Origin of the sequence: Mesorhizobium sp. LjRoot246, assembly GCF_964254115.1 — a bacterium.
In the GTDB taxonomy this organism is placed as follows: Bacteria; Pseudomonadota; Alphaproteobacteria; order Rhizobiales; family Rhizobiaceae; genus Mesorhizobium.
Map to the genome: position 1 here is coordinate 2,784,543 of NZ_CAXUSN020000001.1, position 19,874 is coordinate 2,804,416.

General features: G+C 61.8%; 24 protein-coding genes and 1 tRNA gene. 13 read left to right on the forward strand and 12 right to left on the reverse strand.

Features of this window, described 5'->3' with window-relative positions; translation table 11 throughout:
- Positions 1-156 precede the first annotated feature (156 nt).
- A complete protein-coding gene (locus ACSQ3L_RS13370) occupies positions 157-2,154 on the reverse strand; it encodes a BTAD domain-containing putative transcriptional regulator (RefSeq protein WP_436160376.1) in 1,998 nt (665 codons plus the stop codon).
- Between the two features lie 173 nt (positions 2,155-2,327).
- On the opposite strand from ACSQ3L_RS13370, the gene ACSQ3L_RS13375 reads away from it, so the two are divergent.
- The gene (locus tag ACSQ3L_RS13375; RefSeq protein ID WP_436160377.1) at positions 2,328-2,570 is read left to right on the forward strand and encodes a DUF1127 domain-containing protein; all 243 of its coding nucleotides are present in this window, start codon (positions 2,328-2,330) and stop codon (positions 2,568-2,570) included.
- 33 nt (positions 2,571-2,603) lie between these two features.
- Here the strand turns inward: ACSQ3L_RS13375 and ACSQ3L_RS13380 are convergent, their stop codons facing one another.
- Complete coding sequence (locus tag ACSQ3L_RS13380) at positions 2,604-3,077, reverse strand: VOC family protein (RefSeq protein WP_436163430.1); 474 nt, start codon at positions 3,075-3,077, stop codon at positions 2,604-2,606.
- 172 nt (positions 3,078-3,249) lie between these two features.
- Here ACSQ3L_RS13380 and ACSQ3L_RS13385 point away from each other — a divergent pair, with 172 nt between their 5' ends.
- Entirely contained in the window at positions 3,250-3,438 is a 189-nt protein-coding gene (locus ACSQ3L_RS13385) for a hypothetical protein (RefSeq protein WP_436163571.1), read from the forward strand.
- A 28-nt stretch (positions 3,439-3,466) separates the two neighbouring features.
- On the opposite strand, the gene ACSQ3L_RS13390 is transcribed toward ACSQ3L_RS13385, so the two are convergent.
- Together ACSQ3L_RS13390 and ACSQ3L_RS13395 are read right to left on the reverse strand one after the other, a co-directional pair.
- Positions 3,467-4,615: an amidohydrolase gene (locus tag ACSQ3L_RS13390; RefSeq protein WP_436160378.1), complete on the reverse strand. Its 1,149-nt coding sequence runs from the start codon at positions 4,613-4,615 to the stop codon at positions 3,467-3,469.
- Between the two features lie 17 nt (positions 4,616-4,632).
- Positions 4,633-5,076, reverse strand: coding sequence for an SRPBCC family protein (locus ACSQ3L_RS13395; protein ID WP_436160379.1), 444 nt, complete (start codon positions 5,074-5,076; stop codon positions 4,633-4,635).
- Positions 5,077-5,634: 558 nt separating this feature from the next.
- Here ACSQ3L_RS13395 and ACSQ3L_RS13400 point away from each other — a divergent pair.
- A complete protein-coding gene (locus ACSQ3L_RS13400) occupies positions 5,635-5,778 on the forward strand; it encodes a hypothetical protein (protein WP_292183381.1) in 144 nt (47 codons plus the stop codon).
- A gap of 65 nt (positions 5,779-5,843) precedes the next feature.
- Here ACSQ3L_RS13400 and ACSQ3L_RS13405 read toward each other — a convergent pair whose 3' ends face one another.
- Entirely contained in the window at positions 5,844-6,536 is a 693-nt protein-coding gene (locus tag ACSQ3L_RS13405; protein WP_292183383.1) for a DUF2270 domain-containing protein, read from the reverse strand.
- A gap of 510 nt (positions 6,537-7,046) precedes the next feature.
- Here ACSQ3L_RS13405 and ACSQ3L_RS13410 point away from each other — a divergent pair.
- Positions 7,047-7,568 (forward strand): Hsp20/alpha crystallin family protein, encoded by a 522-nt coding sequence (locus ACSQ3L_RS13410; protein ID WP_436160380.1) that lies wholly within the window; start codon positions 7,047-7,049, stop codon positions 7,566-7,568.
- A 142-nt stretch (positions 7,569-7,710) separates the two neighbouring features.
- A complete protein-coding gene (locus ACSQ3L_RS13415) occupies positions 7,711-8,451 on the forward strand; it encodes a gamma-glutamylcyclotransferase (protein ID WP_436160381.1) in 741 nt (246 codons plus the stop codon).
- On the opposite strand, the gene ACSQ3L_RS13420 is transcribed toward ACSQ3L_RS13415, so the two are convergent.
- From ACSQ3L_RS13420 to ACSQ3L_RS13440, 5 genes are all read right to left on the reverse strand, one after another.
- Positions 8,438-10,429 (reverse strand): glycoside hydrolase family 127 protein, encoded by a 1,992-nt coding sequence (locus ACSQ3L_RS13420; protein WP_436160382.1) that lies wholly within the window; start codon positions 10,427-10,429, stop codon positions 8,438-8,440. The two genes, ACSQ3L_RS13415 and ACSQ3L_RS13420, sit on opposite strands and share 14 nt — an antisense overlap.
- A 14-nt stretch (positions 10,430-10,443) precedes the next feature.
- A complete protein-coding gene (locus ACSQ3L_RS13425; RefSeq protein WP_436160383.1) occupies positions 10,444-11,301 on the reverse strand; it encodes a carbohydrate ABC transporter permease in 858 nt (285 codons plus the stop codon).
- The gene (locus tag ACSQ3L_RS13430; protein ID WP_436160384.1) at positions 11,301-12,227 is read right to left on the reverse strand and encodes a carbohydrate ABC transporter permease; all 927 of its coding nucleotides are present in this window, start codon (positions 12,225-12,227) and stop codon (positions 11,301-11,303) included. The genes ACSQ3L_RS13425 and ACSQ3L_RS13430 overlap by 1 nt, the downstream gene beginning before the upstream one ends.
- 197 nt (positions 12,228-12,424) lie before the next feature.
- Positions 12,425-13,672, reverse strand: a complete 1,248-nt coding sequence (locus ACSQ3L_RS13435; protein ID WP_436160385.1) for an ABC transporter substrate-binding protein — start codon at positions 13,670-13,672, stop codon at positions 12,425-12,427.
- Positions 13,673-13,735: 63 nt separating this feature from the next.
- A complete protein-coding gene (locus ACSQ3L_RS13440) occupies positions 13,736-14,779 on the reverse strand; it encodes a LacI family DNA-binding transcriptional regulator (RefSeq protein ID WP_436160386.1) in 1,044 nt (347 codons plus the stop codon).
- 269 nt (positions 14,780-15,048) lie between these two features.
- Here ACSQ3L_RS13440 and ACSQ3L_RS13445 point away from each other — a divergent pair.
- The 4 genes from ACSQ3L_RS13445 (at position 15,049) to ACSQ3L_RS13460 (ending at position 16,023) form a co-directional block, all read left to right on the forward strand.
- Positions 15,049-15,124: transfer RNA gene (locus ACSQ3L_RS13445), tRNA-Cys, on the forward strand.
- A gap of 158 nt (positions 15,125-15,282) precedes the next feature.
- The gene (locus tag ACSQ3L_RS13450) at positions 15,283-15,534 is read left to right on the forward strand and encodes a hypothetical protein (protein ID WP_436160387.1); all 252 of its coding nucleotides are present in this window, start codon (positions 15,283-15,285) and stop codon (positions 15,532-15,534) included.
- A gap of 5 nt (positions 15,535-15,539) precedes the next feature.
- Positions 15,540-15,731, forward strand: a complete 192-nt coding sequence (locus tag ACSQ3L_RS13455) for a hypothetical protein (protein WP_436160388.1) — start codon at positions 15,540-15,542, stop codon at positions 15,729-15,731.
- A 70-nt stretch (positions 15,732-15,801) separates the two neighbouring features.
- On the forward strand, positions 15,802-16,023 hold the full coding sequence (locus ACSQ3L_RS13460) for a DUF6500 family protein (RefSeq protein WP_436160389.1): 222 nt from the start codon (positions 15,802-15,804) through the stop codon (positions 16,021-16,023).
- Between the two features lie 67 nt (positions 16,024-16,090).
- On the opposite strand, the gene ACSQ3L_RS13465 is transcribed toward ACSQ3L_RS13460, so the two are convergent.
- Together ACSQ3L_RS13465 and ACSQ3L_RS13470 are read right to left on the reverse strand one after the other, a co-directional pair.
- Positions 16,091-16,357: a DUF1488 domain-containing protein gene (locus tag ACSQ3L_RS13465; RefSeq protein ID WP_436160390.1), complete on the reverse strand. Its 267-nt coding sequence runs from the start codon at positions 16,355-16,357 to the stop codon at positions 16,091-16,093.
- Entirely contained in the window at positions 16,354-16,602 is a 249-nt protein-coding gene (locus ACSQ3L_RS13470; protein WP_436160391.1) for a hypothetical protein, read from the reverse strand. Before ACSQ3L_RS13470 ends, ACSQ3L_RS13465 begins: the two co-directional genes overlap by 4 nt.
- A gap of 250 nt (positions 16,603-16,852) precedes the next feature.
- Here ACSQ3L_RS13470 and ACSQ3L_RS13475 point away from each other — a divergent pair, with 250 nt between their 5' ends.
- The 4 genes from ACSQ3L_RS13475 (at position 16,853) to ACSQ3L_RS13490 (ending at position 19,740) form a co-directional block, all read left to right on the forward strand.
- Complete coding sequence (locus tag ACSQ3L_RS13475; RefSeq protein WP_436160392.1) at positions 16,853-17,182, forward strand: co-chaperone GroES; 330 nt, start codon at positions 16,853-16,855, stop codon at positions 17,180-17,182.
- 33 nt (positions 17,183-17,215) lie between these two features.
- On the forward strand, positions 17,216-18,847 hold the full coding sequence (gene groL, locus ACSQ3L_RS13480) for a chaperonin GroEL (protein WP_436160393.1): 1,632 nt from the start codon (positions 17,216-17,218) through the stop codon (positions 18,845-18,847).
- Between the two features lie 152 nt (positions 18,848-18,999).
- A complete protein-coding gene (locus ACSQ3L_RS13485; RefSeq protein WP_436160394.1) occupies positions 19,000-19,158 on the forward strand; it encodes a hypothetical protein in 159 nt (52 codons plus the stop codon).
- Between the two features lie 267 nt (positions 19,159-19,425).
- A complete protein-coding gene (locus ACSQ3L_RS13490) occupies positions 19,426-19,740 on the forward strand; it encodes a GYD domain-containing protein (RefSeq protein WP_436160395.1) in 315 nt (104 codons plus the stop codon).
- Positions 19,741-19,874 lie beyond the last annotated feature (134 nt).

Consider the following 19,874-nt stretch of genomic DNA (forward strand, 5'->3'; position numbering starts at 1 on the left):
TTCCCTGCCGCGAGTGCCCTTGAGCCCGACCTGACCGAGAATCGCGTCGCATTCCTGTCTCGACCTGGTTGCGGAGACGTGCGGGCCGTCGCATGAGCTTGCCGGGTCCGGCCGCGTGGAAGTAGACGTGGCGGTCTCGCTCGCTCTGATACGGTGCTACTCCGGCAGCCCAGCCTTCTGAAGAGCCTCGATATACCGACCGCGATCGTCCGGCCGCCGGAACGGTGGCAGTATATCGGCCAGATTCGAAAGCCGCAGCGCGGGATCGAATTCGCACACCCGGACAATCATTTCCTGTGCTTCTGCAAGCCGCCCCGCCAGGGCATGACCCGCCGCCACCACACGCATGGCGCTTGGGTAGTTCGGCTGGTGCCGCAATGACTTTCTCGCCCAAGCGACGGCGTCATCGTAGCGGCCAGCACAAAAATGAGCGAGCCCTGTGTTAAACTGCCAAGCGAACAGGCGAGGATCCAGCGGGCTTAGGCGCATGGCAAGCGCAGCGTGTTCGATGGCCCTATCAGGCTCGCCCAGGCAAGCCTTCACCCAGCTATTGACGCCCAAGGCAGCGGCCAAATTCGGGTTGAGCGCGAGCGCGCGATCAATGCAAGCAGCACTGCTGTCGAGGTCACCGCCTACATAGCCAAGGACATATCCACCGTAGGAGAGCGCAACCGCGTCGTCCCACCCGAGTTCGACCGCTCTCCTGGCCAGTCGAGTGGCTTCGGCAATCTCTTCCGCACGGTCGACCATCCAGCCGTTGCTTTTTCTGGTGGCATAGCACCGCGCGGCCCGGGCATGGGCTGTGGCGAACTCCGGGTCACGGTCGATCGCCTTCATGAACAGCTGCAAGGCATCGTCGATGGCTGATCTATTGGTGATCGTCCGGTCAAAGGCCGACAGCCCGCGAAGATAGTAGTCGTAAGCGTCGAGGCTCTCTGTAGGCTTGCGTTTGGCACGCTCGATCTCGGCCTCCTCCACTTTCGGGGTTATTGCGCCCACTATGCTTGAGGCAACCTGATCTTGAAGATCGAATACATCCGCCAGCGTTCCGTCAAAACGATCGGCCCAGAGATGGGCACCCGTCGATGTGTCGATGAGCTGCCCGGCAATGCGCAGGCGGTCACCCATCCGGCGCACACTTCCCTCGACCACATAGCGCACGTCCAGCTCGCGCCCGACCTGTTTTATGTCGACGGCCTGCCCCTTGTAAGTGAAGCTCGAATTCCGTGCGATGACGTACAAGTGGCGGAAGTGAGCCAGGGCGATAATGATATCCTCCACTATGCCGTCGGCAAAATATTCCTGCTCCGTATCCCCGCTCAAATTCTGAAACGGCAAGACCGCTACCGAGGGCCGGTCATGATGTTTCGCCGCGACTGAGAGGACCTGAGGCTGCGACACGACATGGGGCTTCGATGCGGTTCCCTCCCGTGATTGAAGCGAAGCCGCCAGGGAAGTCGTCTGTGCTTCGGGTTCCACGTCCAGATGCTTCTTCAAGAGCGCTCGGCAGGACTCGAATTGGCGCAAGGCTGCATTTTCGTGCCCTCTGAGAACATGGATCCGCATCAACGCCCGATGGGCGGCCTCCGCGGTCGGGTCCGAAGCGAGCAGCCGCTCCGCAAGCCCTTCGCAGGCTGTCTCCTCCGCGCAGCCGGGCTCGGAGAGCGCGAGGCTCAGCCGTTCCACCAGTTGCCGCGCCTTCCGTTGATATTTGCTCTGATACGGTCCAAACCACTCCTCCAGACCGTCGGGAATGGCTTCGTCCGCAAGGACGTCGCCACGGTAGAGGTCCGCCGCGCAGGCAAGATCGGCGATCCTACCCTCCTCCAGTTTCCGGTCGAAGATCGAAATGTCCACGTCATCCGGACCGATAATCAGCGCGACCGCCTCCTGATCCCCATCGACATGGACGGTGGCATCCTCGCTGTTCGGGAACGACCGCCTGATGTCGACCAGCGCTTGCCGCAAGCTGTTGCGTGCCTGCCCATTGCTTCGTCCCGGCCAGAAGGCTTCGGAAAGCTGTTCGCGACGATGGCCGCGGCGGCCCGCTAGCACCAGGGCTGCGAAAAGAAGCGAAGTCTTGCGCGTGGAGAAGCGGACTGGCCGGTGTTCCAGGGATGTAACCTCTAGGCCGCCCAGCAACCTGATGCGCACGGATCATCTCCAGACTTTGCCGCTGCGGCGGCAGAATAGCATTTCGGCGGACAGATTTAACACCGATTTAGCGGCGGTTTGTCGAACTTTTCCGTTTTGTTCACGTGCAGCCGAACAGCCCGAAAACACCCGCCTGGCACGCTCCCAGCCGCATCTTGAAATGGGAGATGAAAATGGCTCGCACAGAAACCCGTACCGGCGCCAGCGCATCGAAAAGACACTTGCTCGGGTCCGTTCGCAAAGGCGTAGCAACGATGATGGCCGCCTTCGACAAATGGTGGCGGACCCGCGCAAGACGCAGGGTGCTGGCAGATTTGACGCCCGATCAGCTGAACGACATAGGGCATCCGGAGGCCGATCGGCCTGTGCTGGACATCAAGGCGGGTCTGATCACGAACTTAATGTCGATGAGGTAAGGCGCGGGAGAAGTGCGCGCCTGAGATCGGGCGTCAGCCACGCCGCGCCGCGTCGATCTTCCCCACGTCGATCTTCCCCATGTCCATCATCGCATCAAACGCGCGTTTGGCTTCGTCGCCGCCGGCCGCCATCGCCTCGATCAGCGTGCGCGGCGTGATTTGCCAGGACACGCCCCATTTGTCCTTGCACCAGCCGCAAACGCTCTCCTGGCCGCCATTGCCGACGATGGCATTCCAGTAACGGTCGGTTTCCTGCTGATCGTCGGTGGCGATCTGGAAGGAGAAGGCCTCGCTTTGCTTGAACGCGGAGCCACCGTTCAATCCGATGCAAGGAATGCCTGCGACTGTGAATTCGACCGTCAACACGTCGCCCTTCTTGCCGGACGGAAAATCGCTCGGCGAATGGTGAACGGCACCCACCTTGGTGTCGGGAAAGGTCTCTGCGTAGAAGCGAGCCGCGGCCTCCGCGTCCTTGTCGAACCAGAGGCAAATCATGTTCTTTGGTATCGCATTCCCTGGCATTCGCGTGTTCCTTTCAAGCCAGACTTCCGTTCTTGGGTCCACCCACGCACTTCTGACATAGGTCGCCACCCGCTTCCCGCCACCCCGTTGGAAACAAGCCGGCAAGTGTGGCTGGCTGCTTCGCGTTTTGCAGCCCAAAAGGGTTGACGGAACCGGCATGGCCCTGAAGGATTTAGTGTTGGCACAGGAGGTTGCCATGATCCGTAAGCTCAAGTCCGGGGAGTACCGCCTCTATTCCCGGAAAGTCGACCCAAAAACCCACAAGCGCAGAAATCTCGGTACGTTCAAATCGCGGGAGGCCGCTGAGAAGCACGAACGGGAGGTCCAGTACTTCAAGCGTCATTAGCCGCGGCCTGCCATGTCTCCGGTGGAAGTCAGCCCAGAAGGTTGCGCGCCGTGCGCATGAAGATTTTCGATCCGATCGGGATCAAATCATCTGGAAAATCATAGTCCGGATTGTGCAAAGCAGGATGCCGCTCGCCTGCACCGAGGAAGAACATGGCCGATGAAGCGCTGTGGCCGAACAGGCCGAAATCTTCCGAAGCGCGCATCGGCAGGGCTTCTTCGCCGTGCGCGACACCCTCTTCGTCGAGCGCGCGCTGCAGGTGCTCCACCGCATCGGTTGCATTGACACTGGCGACGAAGATCTCGTGATAGTCCCACCGGGCGGAAAGGCGATGCTCGCCGGCGATCTTCGCGACCAGCGCCTCGGCGGTGGCGCACAGATCTGCCATGCGCTCGTCGCGACGGGTCCGCAATGTCGCCCACACCTCGGCATGACCGGGTGCGATGCCGAACACGGCTTCGCCCATCGCGGCATGGGTGACGGTCAGCATTGAGAAATCGTCGTCGGCGAAGGTTCCGCGCCCAAGTGCAGGCAGCGCCGGCATCAGCTGGCTGATCGCCATCATCGGCGAGGTGCCGGTCTCGGGCATCGACGAATGCGCGGTCTTGCCCTCCAGCACGATGCGCATGCCGCGCGAAGCACAATTGACCACACCAGGCTTGAGCCGCACCTCGCCGAACGGCACGCCGGGCAGGTTGTGCAGCGAAAAAGCGAAATCCGGCGCGATCTCGCCGAAGCGGGGGTCGGAGACGACGCCGGCCGCGCCATTGCCGGTTTCCTCCGCCGGCTGGAACATCAGCACGACACGGCCCCTTGCGGGCCTCTCGCGCCCCAACTGGCGGCCAAGGGACGCCAGGATCGCGGTATGTCCGTCATGGCCGCACATATGCGACTTGCCCGGCACGCGCGATGCATGCGGCACGCCGGAAAGTTCTTCGATTGGCAACGCATCGAGTTCCGAACGGAACAGCACGGTCGGCCCCGCTCTGCCGCTGTCATATATCGCCGCCACGCCGTGCCCGCCCAATCCGGTCAGCACCTTGTCCGGCCCTGTGTCGGCGAGGAAGTCGACGACCTCCTTTGCCGTCTTCTCCTCCTCATTCGAGATTTCCGGGTGCTGGTGCAACTGGCGCCGCCACGCTGTCAGCTCGACGATGTCCCGATTGGTTAGGGTCATGAACAAGAACGCTCCGCCTATTGATTGATCTCGGGTTCGACGAGTTTTGCCAAATTTCTGAGCGACTCCTGCCAGCCGAGATAGCAGGCCTCGACCGGAATGACGTCCGGAATGCCAGCCTGGGTGATGTCGATTTCGGTGCCGACCGACACTTTTTTCAAGATCACGGTCACCCGTATCTCGCCGGGCAGATTGGGATCGTCGAACCTGTCGGTATAGAGCAGCCGCTCGGCCGGAACGAGTTCGAGATATTCACCGCCGAAGGAATGGCTGTCGCCGGTTGTGAAGTTGCGGAAGGACATCTTGAACGTGCCGCCGACCTTTGCCTCGAGCTGATGGACCGTGCAGGTGAAGCCGTTCGGCGGAAGCCACTTGGCCAACGCATCCGCTTCAACGAAGGCGCGATAGACCTTTTCCGGGCTGGTCGTCAGAACGCGATGCAAACGTACGGTGCCGGGCATATCCTTGATCCTTTCATGAATGCCTGTTCGATATTCCAAGGACGAACGAGGCATAGCCAGTCCGACATAGGCTCTCGGATTTTTTTCAAGTCCGCGTCCCGTTGGCGCATGCTATTCGACCCCGCGCCCCAATCAAAGTCACCCGCCTCACGCATCCCTCGACGAGCAGTTCGCCGCATCGACGCTGTCGATCGGCAACCGCGCCATGGCTCTGCTCAAGTCGCCGGACAAACTGCACCGGTTCGATCTTGGCGACTGGGAGCCAGCGCTCATTCGTTGAATCGAGACACGGCTCTATCGTCTTGTTCGTCAACAATCTTTTCTGGTTGCTCTTGGTTCTCGCCATTCAGCTGTTGCCACAGCTGTCGGACCGCAGCCTTCGCGCCAGCACAAGATCAGCCGCGTTTCGGTTCCCGCCGAGCGCTGGTTTTCCTTTGGTTCCCCGGCTGTGCGGCGACGGCCAAAGGTCGGCTATTCGATCTATTTTCTTTGCAAGCCGTTAATGCGGTCGTGCTGTTAATCAGCATTTGCTAATAGATATCTCAACTGGGGCAAGCGATGACCAAGAATCTCGGCAATGCACGCCACACGCCGGCGAAGGACCAGCAGGTCTCCCTTCTCGGCAAGGCCGCGCCGGCGCTGTTTCCGCTGGTGGCGGCGGCGTTGGGCTACATGATTGGCAAGCAGTTCTTCGGCATCTAGGATCGAAGACAGAACGCTCAAACACCTGGGCGGACCGCGACAGCGGCTGTCGCCGGACATCAACGTCAAACATGGACGTCGCCGAAGGAGAGTTCGCCGTCGTCGCCTGCCGCGAAAAAGGCGAAGGCGAATAGCCCGACATAGAATGCCGCAACAATTGCCACGATCGCCAGGCCGGGAATGGGGCCGAGGGTGGCGCTGTCGATGGCCTCGCGAAGCGAGCCGACAAAGCCGGTCCTGACGCCCGCGGCCTGAAGGCTGGGGGTCGATATCTTGAGGACCCAGGCGAGCAGCAGGATCAGGAAGAGATAGAGGTAATTTCGCCGCAGGCGACGCGCCAGCGCGACACGTTGCGACAGCAGGAATTTTGGCGCGCGCAAGCCTTCGCCGACAATGAGCAGCCAATCCGAGGCGAAGTCGGGCTGCGGGGAAAAGATCTGCGCGAAATAGTGGCGCTCGAACTGGCGCACGCGAGCCCGATAGAAATCGAAGAACCGATAGCGGCGCGCCTCGATCCACAGCAACAGCAAGATCAGCAGCATGGCAAACAGCAGCACGCCGTGATGGGCACTCGCCGTCGACAGCGACACCGAAAGCAGCGCCGCCACCACTGTGATTGCCCAGTTGGTCGTCCTGTCGAGCCGATCGCGCCATCCCGCCATGCGTGCGATCTCGGCACGGTGGAAATGCGACAGCGTGTTGACGCGCTCCGTCGATGAAAGGACGGGGCCAGCGGGCTTTGCCGACGCGTCGTTCATGGCATCCTCCGGCAAAGACTAGAACAGTTTGCCGGCGGCATTGTTCCTTGTCCTCCAGGCCGCCGATCCAGTCGACCAGCAGGCGGCGAGGCCGAAGGCGGCTCCGGCCCAGCGGACATCAGGCCACCCGCCCGATCGCGCTGTTTGGCGACGCGCCGATCGAAGGGCTCGAGGCGATGACGCCGCCGATGCCGTAGGCACCTGAAATTCAACAATCACATTGCATTACCGGGTCTTGACGCCACCGCGACGGACCCCAAATCCACCACACCAGTATCAACGGGGCGGCACTTCATGGGCGCCGCATCGGTTGATGGTTTGGTGGCCATCGAATGGGCATCAGGCCGGAGGTGATGAAGGTGTGTGCGAGACCTGCGACAAATCCAGACGTTCCCAATGGGGAGCAGACCGAAACAGCAGGCGCAAATGGTCAGACGCGCATCGTCCCGGAGCATGGCTACCAGGGCAGACAAACGAACCACAAACAGGATCAGGAAAGGAGCAAGTGCAATGACCATTCGTGATCTAATGCCATGGAGCCGCGACCCAAGCCAGGTCCACACCCTCTCTGGCGACCGCGACCAGGATCCGTTCATGAGCCTGCATCGCGAGATGAACCGCCTTGTAGACGACATGTTCCGCGGCTTCGGTTCACGGCTTCCATCCCTAGGCAGACTGTCTTCAGCCGGCGGTGGCTGGCCCAGCGTGGAAATCTCCGAAACGGATAAGGAAATCCGCGTGACCGCCGAGATACCCGGCATGGAGGAAAAGGACATAGAGCTGCTGCTCGATGACGGCGTCCTGACGATGCGCGGTGAAAAACACGCTGAAAGCGACGACAAGGAACGTCAGTTCTCCGAGCGGTTCTACGGCCGCTTCGAACGTCGCATCCCGATCGGCTTCGAAATCGAAGAGGACAAGGTCGCGGCTGATTTCCGCAACGGCGTGCTGTTCGTCACCTTGCCGAAGTCCGAAAAGGCACAGAGCAAGACGAAGCGCATTCCCATCGGCGGCAGGAGCACTAAGCACTAGAATAGATTGCCCGGCGGGCGCGTCGCGCCCGCCGGGCATCGGCCGCCGAATTTCCCGCCGGTCACATAGACCCTTGAAATCACATGGACCCTTGAGAATCCCTCTGCCTTCGGCAAAATGACGCGACGGTCGAGGGCATGAAATGAACAAGCTGATTTCCGCTGCACCGCCGCGCAAGTCCACGCCGCGCAAGACGTCGATGGCGCTGACCGAAGCGTTGGTCGCACGCACCATGCGTGCGGTCGAGGATGCCGGGCCGACGCCGGGTATGGTCTATATGACCGACGCCGACTATGCACGCATCCGCGACGAGGTGCTGGTCACAGCGCCGGCAGGGCCAGTGAAACTGTTTGCCTATGGCTCGCTGCTGTGGAAACCCGCCGGCGAGGTGAGGGGCGGCGAGCGAGCAGTGGCGACGGGCTGGCATCGTTCGTTCTGCTTCACGGTGCAGCGTTTTCGCGGGACGATCGAGCAGCCCGGCCTGATGATGGCGCTCGACCGCGGCGGCCAATGCCAGGGCATGGTGTTCGAGATCGCCGAGCCGGTGGCCGTCAACCTTGAGGCACTGCTGCGCCGCGAGATGACCATCCTGCCCGCCGTCAACGTGCCGCGCTGGCTGCAGGTTAGAACCGAAGGCGGCCTATGTCGCGCGCTCGGCTTCGTCGTCGATCCCGCCAATCCGCGCTATGCCGGCAAGCTCGACAAGCAGGCGATCGCGGCGACGCTGGCCACGGCCGTCGGTCATTGGGGCTCAGGTGCCGAATATCTGTTCGAGACGATCCGCCATCTCGACGCCTGCGGCATTCGCGACCGCAATCTGTGGCGGCTGCAGGAACTGGTGGCCGAAGAGATCGGGCTGACGTCACAGCTCACCCGTCCCTGAGCCACACCAGCATTTCGCCGGGCTCGCGGTTGTCCCAGGCGAAATAGGGGATGGCGTTCAGGCGCGTCTCTGCGGTGGCGGGCGGCTCGGGCCTGTAGAGCCCGTTCTGCCAGCCGCCCGCAGCATCGGCCTGCGCTATGGCCGACAGCGTCACCACGCCGCCGAGAAGCTCCGGCCGGTACCGTGCTTCGAGGCTGGCCGTCCTTGGCAACGTCAGGCGATGCAACTGGCTGTCATTGTCGGTTGCCTCGACGCAGTAGATCAGCGGACCGCGCGACAGCGCCACACGGCCGGCATCCTGGCGCACCTGCGGGTTGGCGTAGAGCCGCTCGATCGGCATGTCGAGGTCGAGCCGGACCTGATCGCCCTTTTTCCATGTCCGCTTGATCGCGGCGTAGCCGTCGCTGGTGATTTCAGCCAGCTTGACCGTCTCGCCATTGATCTTCAGCGCAGCGCCGGCGCTCCAGGCCGGAATGCGCAAGTGCAGCGTGAACTCGACCGGCGCCCGCGGTTCAAGCGTGATCCCGACGGCGCCGTCCCAGGGATAGCGGCTCGCCTGCGTCAGGCTGACAGGCACGCCTGCTATGTCGAAGCGGGCTGTCGAGTCGCCGTAGAGATGGACGGCAAGAGCGTCGTCGGCCAGGCTGTAGAAATAGCTGCCGATCGAGGCGACCATGCGCCCGATATTGGGCGGGCAGCACGGGCAGCGATGCCATTTCCATCTGTTATGCTTGCCCCGGCTTTCCAATGGGTTCTCGTAGAAGAACAGCGAGCCGTCGAGCGACAGGCCCGAAATCGAGCCGTTGTAGAGGGCGCGTTCCATCATATCGGCGTAGCGGGCGTTCGGACCCATGCCCAGCATGCGGCTGGCCCAGAACACCAGGCCGACGGCCGCACAGGTCTCGGCATAGGCGCTTTCGTTGGGCAGGTCGTAGTCGCTGGTGAAACCCTCATTGTGTGCCGATGGTCCCAGTCCGCCGGTGATGTAGAGGCTCTTGGTGGTGAGATCGTCCCACAGAAGGTCGAGCGCTGCGCGTAAGCTGTCGTCGCCATATTCGGTGGCGATGTCGGCCATTCCCGAATAGAGATACATGGCCCGCACCGCATGGCCGACGACCTTGTCCTGTTCGCGCACCGGCAGGTGCGACTGGCTGTATTCATAGGTCTTGAAATGATAGGCCTTCGGGTCGGCGCCGCGGGCGCGGGCCTCCTCGTCGAAGTAATGCGGCTGCTGCCCGCGCTGGTCGATGAAGTATTTGGCCAGCTCCATGTATTTTCGCTCGCCGGTCACCCGTGCCAGCTTGACCAGCGCCAGTTCGATCTCCTCATGGCCGCAATAGCCCTTCTTTTTGCCGGGCTCGGGACCGAGCACCGACGCGATATGGTCGGCATAGCGGCACATGATATCGAGCAGCTTGCGTTTTCCCGTCGCCTGGTAGTAGGCGACCGCGCCCTCGATCAGGTGGCCGGCGCAATAGAGCTCGTGGCAGTCGCGCAGATTGGTCCAGCGCTTGCCGGGCTGGATGCGCTGGTACCAGCTCGAGAGATAGCCGTCCTCTTGCTGCAGCCTGCCATACATATCGATGACGGCATCGATCTTCTTCTCCAGTTCGGGATTCTTGCGCCGGTAGAGCGAATAGGCCGCGGTCTCGATCGTCTTGCCGAAATCGGAATCCCAGAACATCTGCGTGGTCACCGTCGATCCGGTGAATTCCGCGCCCTGGCGGTCGGCTTCGTCGGGAGAGGGCGAGTGAAAGGGGATGACTATGCCGGGCGAGGGCCGGTCCGGGTCGATCTGCTCCAGCATGCGGGCCTCGACGCAGCGCTCGTAGAGAATATCGGCGGTGCGTGTGGCCACAGCGTCGGCGCGGTCGCCCCAGAAGCCGTGCACGTCGACCTGCGGCACCGGCAGCGGGCGGAAGGCGAGCTTTGGCCTCTTTTCCAGTTTTGCCGCTTGGGCGGATGGCGATGCGGTCATGAACTTACTCCATTCTATTTGACGGCCCCGGCCATCAGGCCGCGGATGTAGAAGCGCTGCAGCGCCAGGAAGAGGATGAGGCATGGCACCATCATCACGGTGACGCCCGCCTGAACCGCGCCCCAGTCGATGGCGCCGAAGCGGCCCGACTGCAGTGCGGTCATCATCACCGGCAGCGTGAATTTGGACTGGTCGGTCATCAGCACGAGGGCGGCGAGGAATTCGTTCCAGGCGCCAAGGAAGGCAAACAGCGCGATGGTGACTACACCCGGCCAGACCAGCGGCAGCATCACCTTCAACAGCATGGTGAGATTGCTGGCGCCGTCCATGCGGGCGGCTTCCTCGATCTCGCGCGGCACCGCGTCGAAGGCGTTGCGCATCATGAAAATCGAGAACGGCAGCTGCAGCGTCACATAGACGCCGACCAGGCCGGTCAGCGTGTTGTGCAGGCCAAGCTTGGTCAGCACCAGGAAGATCGGCGTCAGGATCGACTGGAACGGGATCATGATCGTCGACAGGATGAGGATGAAGAACAGGTTCTTGAACGGAAATCGGAAGCGTGAAAAACCGTAGCCGGCCAGCACGCTGACGGCGACCGACAGCACCACGGTCATCACCGAGACATAGATGCTGTTTTGCGCCGAGACCCACAGCCCGTCGCCGAAGCTGTTGAGCGTGGCATAGTTTTCCAGCGAGAAGCCCGACGTTGGCCAGGGCGGCAGCGGCGGCAGGCGCGCTTCGGCCGCCGGCTTGAACGCCGACAGCACCGCCCACACGATCGGCGCGGCAAACAGCACCGAGGCAATGATGCCGGTCGAATGCTCGCCGATGCGGGCCAACAGCTTGCGGTTGCGGGATGCGGCCTGCGCCATCAGTCGAGCCCCTCCGGTTTGCGCAGCAGCCACAACTGGACAAGGCTGAGCGCTACCAGGATCACCAGCAGCACCATCGATAAAGCCGCGCCGTAGCCGAGCTTGAACGACACGAAGGACTGGTTGAATATCCAGTAGACCGCCGTCAGCGTCTGGTTGCGCGGGCCGCCGCGCAGGATGATGTAGAACTGGTCGAAGGCGAGGATCGAGCCGGCGACCGACAGGATCAGCGCCAGGGCCAGCGTGCGGCGCATCAGCGGCAAAGTGATCGCCCTGAACCTGGCGAACGGACCGGCACCGTCGATGACGGCCGCCTCCTGCAGATCCTGCGGGATCGATTGCAGGCCGGCCATCAGGATGATCATGGTGAAGCCAGCGACCTTCCAGACGACCATGGCGATGATCGACCAGAAGGCTGGCTGGAAAGTGGCCAAAAGGTTGAACTTCCTGTCAATCAGGCCAAGGTCGTAGGCGGCCGGGCTGAACAGGCCGGAATCGACGTTCAACAGCCATGACCAGAGCAGGCTGGCCGAGGCAAAGCCGACAACCGCCGGCATGAAGAACATGGTGCGGTAAAGATTGGTCAGCGGCCGCGGCCGTTCGACGAACAGCGCCAGTGGAAACGCCACCACGAAGATCGCGATGGTGACGATCACGGTGTAGTAGGCGGTGAAGCGCAGCGCGTTCCAGAACCTGGTGTCGCGCAGGATGGCGACATAGTTGCCGAGGCCGATATAGCTGTGCTCGCCCATCAAGGGCCAGTTGTGCAGCGACATCCAAGCAGTCATGCCGAGCGGTATCAGGAAGAAGACGACGACCAGCGCGACAGCCGGCGCGACATAGAGCAGGCCGATCCATTGTTGGCGGCTGGCGCCGGTGAGCTTTCGGGCGCGTGGTGCGGCGGTGGTTGCTGCGATGGAGCTCATGCGTGGACTGTTTTTCGGTTAGATCCAGTTGGCCGCCCGACCTCCCCCTTGTGGGGAGGTCGGACCGTAGGTCCGGGTGGGGGGCTTGGCGCCGCCCCCACCCCGCTGCTTCGCAGCGACCCTCCCCACAAGGGGGAGGGTAAGGAGCGCGCCGGCCACCCACCTAGGGAGACAGGCGGGTGGCCGGCAGGCGTCCGCTACTTCTGCGGCGCCTGGTCGATGATCGACTGCATCGTTTCCTGCGCATTGGCTATAGCGCCGTCGACATCGTCGCCGAAGAAGACCTCGTTGATCATCTGCGTCCACGGGCCGTTGGCGGAGTTGATCAGGTCGTTGAACACCACCGAATAGGGTGTCTTGCCTTTGGCCATGGCCTCGGCTGCGATCTGATAGCGCGGATCGAGATCCTTCAACGCGTCCTTGGCGATGTCGCCGCGCACCGGCAGGCTGCCGTATTTGGCGAGGATGGTCTGACCCTCGAGCGAATAGGCGAAATCGAGGAACTCCTTGACCACGGGCAGTTTGGTGGTGCCCTTGGTGACCACGAAATTGTCGCCTCCGGCAAAGGACGACCAGCCGCTGTCCTTGCCCGGCAGGAAGGTGACGCCGTAGTCGATATCGGGATACTGGGTGTTGAGCGCGCCGATGGCGAAGGCGCCGGACGGCGAGATGCCGATATTGCCGGCGGCGAAGGCGGCAAAGAAATTGGCGCCGGTGTCGGTCTGTGCGCCTGCCGGCACCAGATCCTTCTTGACCATCGACCGGTAGAGATCGATGGCGCCGCGCAATTGCGGGCTGTCCAGCGTCGCCTTCGAGCCGTCCTCGCTCAGGATGTCGCCACCCGACGCCCAGATCAGCGGCGTGAAGGTGAAGATGTTGCAGCCACCGCAATTGCCGGAGAAGTAGAAGCCCTTGATGTTGCCGCCGAGCGCGTTGACCTTCTCGGCGTCGGCCGCGATCTCGGCCCAGTTGGCCGGGCCTTTTTCAGGGTCGAGGCCGGCCTGCTTGAACAGTTTCTTGTTCCAGATCAGCACCGAGGCGTCGGCGGAGAACGGCAGGCCGTAAATGTGGTCCTTGTAGGTGCCGGTCTTCACATGCGCCGGCGACAGGCTGGCGAAATAGGGCAGGGACTTGGCCCAGTCGGTGATGTCCTCCAACTGGCCGGCAGCGGCGAAGGAGGGCGTGTAGATCAGGTCGAGCGAAAGCGCGTCGGGCGCAGTGCCGCCGGCGGCCGCAGCACCGTATTTCGGGATGATCTCGGCATTGGGGATGATATCCAGCTTGATCTGGTTGGTGTGCGCCTTGTTGTAGGCATCGACGATCCTCGGCATGAAATTCGAGCCGTCGGCACGCACCCAGATATTGGCCGTTTCGGCGGCGGCAGTGCCGAGACCGCTGCCCAGCACGGCAGCGGCCAGGGTCAGTTTGGCAATCAGGTTCCTCATATTCTCCTCCTCCAGGTTTGACCGCGCTCCGCGGCTTGGCGCCGATCACGCGGCGCTTCGTCTTCAGCCATCCAACGGATGGCCGCATGACTGCCGCACCACCAGCCGGCACGGCAGTTTTCGAATGCCCGGCGCGGCGGGCTTGCCGCCGACCAGCGAAAGCAGGGTCAGCCCGGCCTCGCGCCCGAGTGCGATCAGGTTCATGTCGATTGAGGTCAGCGGCGGGCGCGTCGCCTCGGCCACGATCTCCCAATTGTCGAAACCGATCACGCCGACATCGCCAGGAACGCTCAAGCCGCGCTCGCGCAAGGCATCGATGACGCCACGTGCGATCTGGTCGTTGCCACAGAAGACGGCGTCCGGCCTTTTTTTCCCCCTGTCGAACAGTTGCGCCACCGCTTCGTGACCCCAGGCTTCCGACCAGGAGCCGAGCAGCGGCTCGGTGACCGGCAGGCCGTTTTCGGTCAGCACGTCGCGGTAAGCCTGGGCGCGGGCGTGCACCACGGCAAAGCTCGCCGGTCCGGTGACATGGGCGATGCGCTTCCAGCCCAGCCGGCACAGATGTTCGACCGCCAGCCTGGCGCCGTCGGCGTCGTCCGAGACGAAGGCGATGGCGTCGGGATCGGGCTGGGTGAAGGCATAGATCACCGGGACGCGCAGATTGGAGAGGTCGACGGGCAGATGGCGATCGATGCGCTTGCCGGTGGCGATGATGCCGTCGACGCGCTTGTCCAGCATGGCGTCGACATGCATCTGGCCCAGCCGCGGGTCCTCCTCGACGTTGCACAGGAACACCGAGACGCCATTGTCGACCAGCGCGTCCGAAATGCCCGACATCAGCGGCAGCGAGAAGCGGCCATAGGTATCGTTGGTGAGCAGGCCGACGGTGAAGCTGCGCCGCCTCAGCAGGCTCTGCGCCAGGCTGTTGGGCCGGAAGCCGAGCCGCCGGGCCGTCTCGCGGATACGCTCGCGCGTCTCGGCGGTCATCCGTCCCTGGTCATTGAGCGCCTTCGATGCGGTGGCGACGCTGACTCCTGCCTGCGCGGCCACGTCACGCAAGGTGACTGGCTTGGAAAAGACCGGAACAGGCAGATCGTCCGATGGCATCGCGTCGAGAATCCTTAGTTGGGAAAAGGTTTTCTCTTGCTGGCTCGAAAATGACCCGGCACATGGCCAAGCCCGATCGGAGATGTTTGGAAAAACCTTTTCTCAACTCAAGGCTAGGCCAGATCCGGTGATCGTTCAAGGGGAAAGTTGGTTGGGCAAGCCTCTCCAACACACGTGCTGGCGCGTTCTGAAAATCGCTGCCAAAAATCCTGAACAATCCCTCGGGATTAACCTTTCCGTAAATGTTTGGCCGCTACTTCAATAGCCATGGCCTCGTGGCGGAGCGGCTACGCTGGAGACTGCAAATCTCTGAAGCCTCGGTTCGATCCCGAGGCGAGGCCTCCAAAATCTCGCGTCGAACAGCAGTTCCAATCTGCCCAAGGGCAGTCAATTCCCAGCGAGTAGATTTGCGCATTCCGAAGGCGGTGCAGACCGGCCGCTAAAGCAGTCCTGTGTTGCATTTTGGCATGCAGGTCGTTCGCGAAAGGGTGCTATAAAGGGACATGAGCGTTCTTGCTCCGCTCTTCCCGACATTCGAGGTCATTTTCGTGCGTGAACCTTCGCTGCTGCCCGTCTTTGGAAAACTTGGCCTCAAAGCGCCTGTCACGTTTGTGGCCGCACCGGCCCGGCCGGCGGGTGTCGTGTCGCGCCTACGGGATCTTCTGGCCGCGCATGGCGGCATGGTGCTGAAACTGTCGGTCGTCGCCTGGACGGTGCTGATCCTGGGCGCCGTGTTCTTCATGATGCAGGGCTGACCGGCATGGCCAACCGCTACACGCTGCGCATGGAGCTTCCCCAGAGCTGGAGCATCATCGATGTCTTCACTGGCCAGCCTGCGGTGGTCCGGCAAAAGGTGATGGTCGGCATGGGTCCGCGCGAGGCGGAGGACATGGTCGTGCAGATGAATATCCGCGACGTCAAGCGCCGCGAACGGGCCGAGCGCAAGCCCTGAACCGTATCGGCCGTTGCGTCAGGGTTTCGGCGCCGGCAGCAGCCTGCGCACCGCAAATCAAAGGAATCCCGTGAGAGCCAGCCTGAAGCACAAGATACTAGAAATCTGCGACCGCAAGATCGCCGAAAAAGGGACCGGCGTCGGCGTGTCGTTCTATGCGTTCTTCGCCAACAGGAACGACGACCCCGAACTCCTGATGGAAGCCGCCGAATGGTGGATCAGAACCCACCGCCTCGATCATTTTGAAAAAGCTGAAAAGATACGCACGATGGTCGAGGAGATGGACCTTTAATCGTCATTTCCAAGCATGTCGTTGTCTCAAAACCGAGCTCACTTTTAAGCGACATACATTAGGCTGATCAGCTGAAATCGGCTGCCGTCAGCACATACATGCTCTTGTGGGTGCGGCCGTAGGCCTTCGACGCCACCTCACGGATGGCGCTGCTCTCGGTGTCGAATGTCTGGAGGTAGCCGGCTTCATCGGCAGCAGTTCCCGGCCGCATCTTGGCCATGGCGTCGGCGGCGACGGAGAAGGAGATCTGGAACATTCCGTCATGGCCGACGAAACGGATGCGCTGGCCGGCTTCGTCATAGCTGCGGCTGCGGTTGGGGAAGGTGAGACTCATGTCTTTACCTCCGTGGCTTTCTTGGTCACCCGCTTCTTCTTCGGTGTCGGGTTCAGGGCCTCGGCGACGCGGTCGGCTTCTTCCTTGGCCAGCCGAAGCTCTCTCAGCCTTGCCGTCTTGATCTCCCTGGCCCTTGCCTCGGACATGTATTCGGCGGTTGCCTTGTTTTTCTCCGCCGTCTTTTTCTGCTTGTCGACAAAGCGGGCTTCAGCTTTTTCCATGATCGTCTGATTGCCTTCGGCCATCGAAGAAATCTCCCTTGTTCGTGAAATCGTGAAAATGAACTTGTCCGATAAATAGGCACTCGATCGGCAAAATTCAATCTTTTGAAATATTTGACGCCCTGTCGATATCACGAAACGGCAGACCGAAATAATACTTTTGAATATTTAATTCGGCTCGTGAATAATTTTTGGCACTCCTATCTATCGAGTGCCAACGCGTCTATAGAGGAGGGGCGTGGCCGCCTGTGCCGGCCCCAGAAAGAAAGTTCCCATGAAATTTCGGCCTCTCCACGACCGCGTCGTCATTCGTCGCGCCGAAGGCGATATCAAATCCAAGGGCGGGATCATCATTCCCGACACTGCCAAGGAAAAGCCGCAGGAGGGCGAAGTCGTCGCTGTCGGCCCTGGCGCACGCGACGAAAACGGCGCACTTGTTCCGCTCGACGTCAAGGCCGGCGACTTCATCCTGTTCGGCAAATGGTCGGGCACCGAGGTCAAGATCGACGGCGAGGACCTTCTGATCATGAAGGAAGCCGACATTATGGGCATTATCGAGAAGCCCGTGATCGAGAAGACCGTGGCCGCCAAGAAGGCTGCCTGATCTCACTTTCTCCGAACGAACTGGATAAAAATCATGTCTGCCAAGGAAATCAAATTCTCCACCGATGCGCGCGATCGCATGCTGCGCGGCGTCGAGATCCTCAACAATGCGGTGAAGGTCACGCTCGGCCCCAAGGGCCGCAACGTCATCATCGACAAGGCCTATGGCGCGCCGCGCATCACCAAGGACGGCGTCACCGTCGCCAAGGAAATCGAACTTGCCGACAAGTTCGAGAACATGGGCGCGCAGATGGTGCGCGAAGTTGCCTCGAAGACCAATGATCTCGCCGGTGACGGCACCACCACCGCAACGGTGCTGGCCGCTTCGATCCTGCGCGAAGGCGCCAAGCTGGTCGCCGCCGGCATGAACCCGATGGATTTGAAGCGCGGCATCGACCAGGCGGTTTCTGCTGTGGTCAAGGAAATCCAGGCGCGGGCCAAGAAGGTCAAGTCGTCGGCCGAGATCGCACAAGTCGGTACCATCGCTGCCAATGGCGATGCCAGCGTCGGCGAAATGATTGCCAAGGCGATGGACAAGGTCGGCAATGACGGCGTCATCACCGTCGAGGAAGCCAAGACCGCCGAGACCGAACTCGACGTCGTCGAAGGCATGCAGTTCGACCGCGGCTATCTCTCGCCCTATTTCGTTACCAATGCCGACAAGATGCGCGTCGAACTGGAAGAGCCCTACATCCTCATCCACGAGAAGAAGCTCGGCAATCTGCAGGCGATGCTGCCGATCCTCGAAGCGGTGGTGCAGAGCGGCAGGCCGCTGCTGATCATCTCCGAGGACGTTGAGGGCGAGGCTCTGGCCACGCTGGTCGTCAACAAACTGCGCGGCGGCCTCAAGGTCGCGGCCGTCAAGGCCCCGGGCTTCGGCGATCGCCGCAAGGCGATGCTGGAAGACATCGCGGTGCTCACATCCGGCCAGATGATCTCGGAAGATCTCGGCATCAAGCTCGAAAACGTTACCATCGAGATGCTCGGCCGCGCCAAGCGCGTGCTGATCGAGAAGGACACCACCACCATCATCGACGGCGCCGGCACCAAGGCGACGATCCAGGCGCGCATCACCCAGATCAAGGGCCAGATCGAGGAGACGACCTCCGACTACGACAAGGAAAAGCTGCAGGAGCGGCTGGCCAAGCTCGCCGGCGGCGTTGCCGTCATCCGCGTCGGCGGCGTCACCGAGTCGGAAGTCAAGGAAAAGAAGGACCGCATCGACGACGCGCTGAATGCCACGCGCGCGGCGGTTGAAGAAGGCATTGTGCCCGGCGGCGGCGTCGCTCTGCTGCGTGCAAGGACCGTGCTTGGCGGCCTGACCGGCGCCAATGCCGATGTGACGGCCGGCATCACGATCGTGCTGCGGGCGCTTGAAGCGCCGATCCGCCAGATAGCCGAGAATTCCGGCGTCGAAGGCTCCATCGTCGTCGGCAAGCTCACCGACAGCAAGGACCACAATCAGGGTTTTGACGCCCAGAACGAGACCTATGTCGACATGATCAAGGCGGGCATCGTCGATCCGGCGAAAGTGGTGCGCACCGCACTGCAGGATGCCGGCTCGATCGCAGCCCTGCTGATCACCGCCGAGGCGATGATCAGTGACATTCCGCCGAAAGACGCTGCCCCTGCGGGTGGTGGCGGTGGCGGCATGGGCGGCTACTAAAGATTCGGCCGGTCTGCGAAGGTGGCTTCATGGAAGTCACCTTTCAGGCCTGACCTGAATCAGCCCCCGGCTCCTTGCTGAGTCGAGATGGGATAACTACCGCCGGGGGATTTTCTCCCGGCGTACAGGCCTCTAGCCCAGGAGACGGATCCATGATCACGTTCGTGCAGAAGCCAGAGACGGTCGTCACGACCGAAAAAACCGAGGAAAGCCGCTTCGACCGCATCCGCAGGATTGCCGCCGACAAGCACAAGAAATCCGATTCCGACACGGCGACGCCATCAAAGAGCGAACCCAAACGCCCGATGTGAGGTGGCGGAGACGCCGCTGCTTTCCGGCCCGAGCTCGATGCCATTGGCCGAGCTGTGATCCAGCCAGATCACCTCCGCAATCCCGGTGGCTGCTATCGGCATGTCCGGTATTGTCATTATATTAGCTTCAGCGCATATTCATCCGGCAGTGGACCCTTGGTCGCCAACGCGTCCAAGGGCGCCTGCAATTGTTCCGAAAAATAAATCGCTCCGTGGCGCTCGAATTATGGAGCAGCCACGAGACAATGACATTTGGAGGAAATACCCATGAAAGTAACTATTTTGGCAAACTATGCGCCTCATGCCGCCAAAGGATTGATGCAAGGCTCGGACAGGCAAGCTGCGGTCAAGGCGCTTTTTGAAAGCGTCGGCGGCAAGGTGACCAGCGTGATGTTCACGCGCGGCATCTATGACGTCGTCGTCAATGGCGAGGTGCCGGACCAGTCAGCGGGGATTGGCATGTCCCTTGCGGTGCGAGCGAGCGGCTCGCTGACCCAGATGGTTGTACTGGAAGAACTCGACATGAAGGCGGTGCTCGCGGCCGCCAACAAGGCCGCCGGCGCGTACAAACCCGCCGGCTGATGGACTTGCCTTCAAGGCAGCACGGTTCGATGGACGTGCCGTGCTGCCGAGTGTCGGACAGGGCATCTTCTTCCGACTTTCGCGGCGACTGGAATTCAAGCTAGTATCGTCCGGTGATCGTTTGGTGCAGAGAG

Excerpts from the sequence above, each read along its gene's own strand:
- ACSQ3L_RS13475 (WP_436160392.1), top strand. The coding sequence starts at position 16,853 with ATGAAATTTCGGCCTCTCCACGACCGCGTCGTCATTCGTCGCGCCGAA.
- ACSQ3L_RS13440 (WP_436160386.1), bottom strand. The coding sequence starts at position 14,779 with ATGCCATCGGACGATCTGCCTGTTCCGGTCTTTTCCAAGCCAGTCACC.
- ACSQ3L_RS13435 (WP_436160385.1), bottom strand. The coding sequence starts at position 13,672 with ATGAGGAACCTGATTGCCAAACTGACCCTGGCCGCTGCCGTGCTGGGC.
- ACSQ3L_RS13430 (WP_436160384.1), bottom strand. The coding sequence starts at position 12,227 with ATGAGCTCCATCGCAGCAACCACCGCCGCACCACGCGCCCGAAAGCTC.
- ACSQ3L_RS13470 (WP_436160391.1), bottom strand. The coding sequence starts at position 16,602 with ATGGCCGAAGGCAATCAGACGATCATGGAAAAAGCTGAAGCCCGCTTT.
- ACSQ3L_RS13425 (WP_436160383.1), bottom strand. The coding sequence starts at position 11,301 with ATGGCGCAGGCCGCATCCCGCAACCGCAAGCTGTTGGCCCGCATCGGC.
- ACSQ3L_RS13375 (WP_436160377.1), top strand. The coding sequence starts at position 2,328 with ATGGCTCGCACAGAAACCCGTACCGGCGCCAGCGCATCGAAAAGACAC.
- ACSQ3L_RS13405 (WP_292183383.1), bottom strand. The coding sequence starts at position 6,536 with ATGAACGACGCGTCGGCAAAGCCCGCTGGCCCCGTCCTTTCATCGACG.
- ACSQ3L_RS13395 (WP_436160379.1), bottom strand. The coding sequence starts at position 5,076 with ATGCCCGGCACCGTACGTTTGCATCGCGTTCTGACGACCAGCCCGGAA.
- ACSQ3L_RS13450 (WP_436160387.1), top strand. The coding sequence starts at position 15,283 with ATGAGCGTTCTTGCTCCGCTCTTCCCGACATTCGAGGTCATTTTCGTG.
- ACSQ3L_RS13385 (WP_436163571.1), top strand. The coding sequence starts at position 3,250 with ATGGCCCTGAAGGATTTAGTGTTGGCACAGGAGGTTGCCATGATCCGT.
- groL (WP_436160393.1), top strand. The coding sequence starts at position 17,216 with ATGTCTGCCAAGGAAATCAAATTCTCCACCGATGCGCGCGATCGCATG.
- ACSQ3L_RS13415 (WP_436160381.1), top strand. The coding sequence starts at position 7,711 with ATGAACAAGCTGATTTCCGCTGCACCGCCGCGCAAGTCCACGCCGCGC.
- ACSQ3L_RS13490 (WP_436160395.1), top strand. The coding sequence starts at position 19,426 with ATGAAAGTAACTATTTTGGCAAACTATGCGCCTCATGCCGCCAAAGGA.
- ACSQ3L_RS13390 (WP_436160378.1), bottom strand. The coding sequence starts at position 4,615 with ATGACCCTAACCAATCGGGACATCGTCGAGCTGACAGCGTGGCGGCGC.
- ACSQ3L_RS13455 (WP_436160388.1), top strand. The coding sequence starts at position 15,540 with ATGGCCAACCGCTACACGCTGCGCATGGAGCTTCCCCAGAGCTGGAGC.
- ACSQ3L_RS13485 (WP_436160394.1), top strand. The coding sequence starts at position 19,000 with ATGATCACGTTCGTGCAGAAGCCAGAGACGGTCGTCACGACCGAAAAA.
- ACSQ3L_RS13410 (WP_436160380.1), top strand. The coding sequence starts at position 7,047 with ATGACCATTCGTGATCTAATGCCATGGAGCCGCGACCCAAGCCAGGTC.
- ACSQ3L_RS13420 (WP_436160382.1), bottom strand. The coding sequence starts at position 10,429 with ATGACCGCATCGCCATCCGCCCAAGCGGCAAAACTGGAAAAGAGGCCA.
- ACSQ3L_RS13400 (WP_292183381.1), top strand. The coding sequence starts at position 5,635 with ATGACCAAGAATCTCGGCAATGCACGCCACACGCCGGCGAAGGACCAG.
- ACSQ3L_RS13465 (WP_436160390.1), bottom strand. The coding sequence starts at position 16,357 with ATGAGTCTCACCTTCCCCAACCGCAGCCGCAGCTATGACGAAGCCGGC.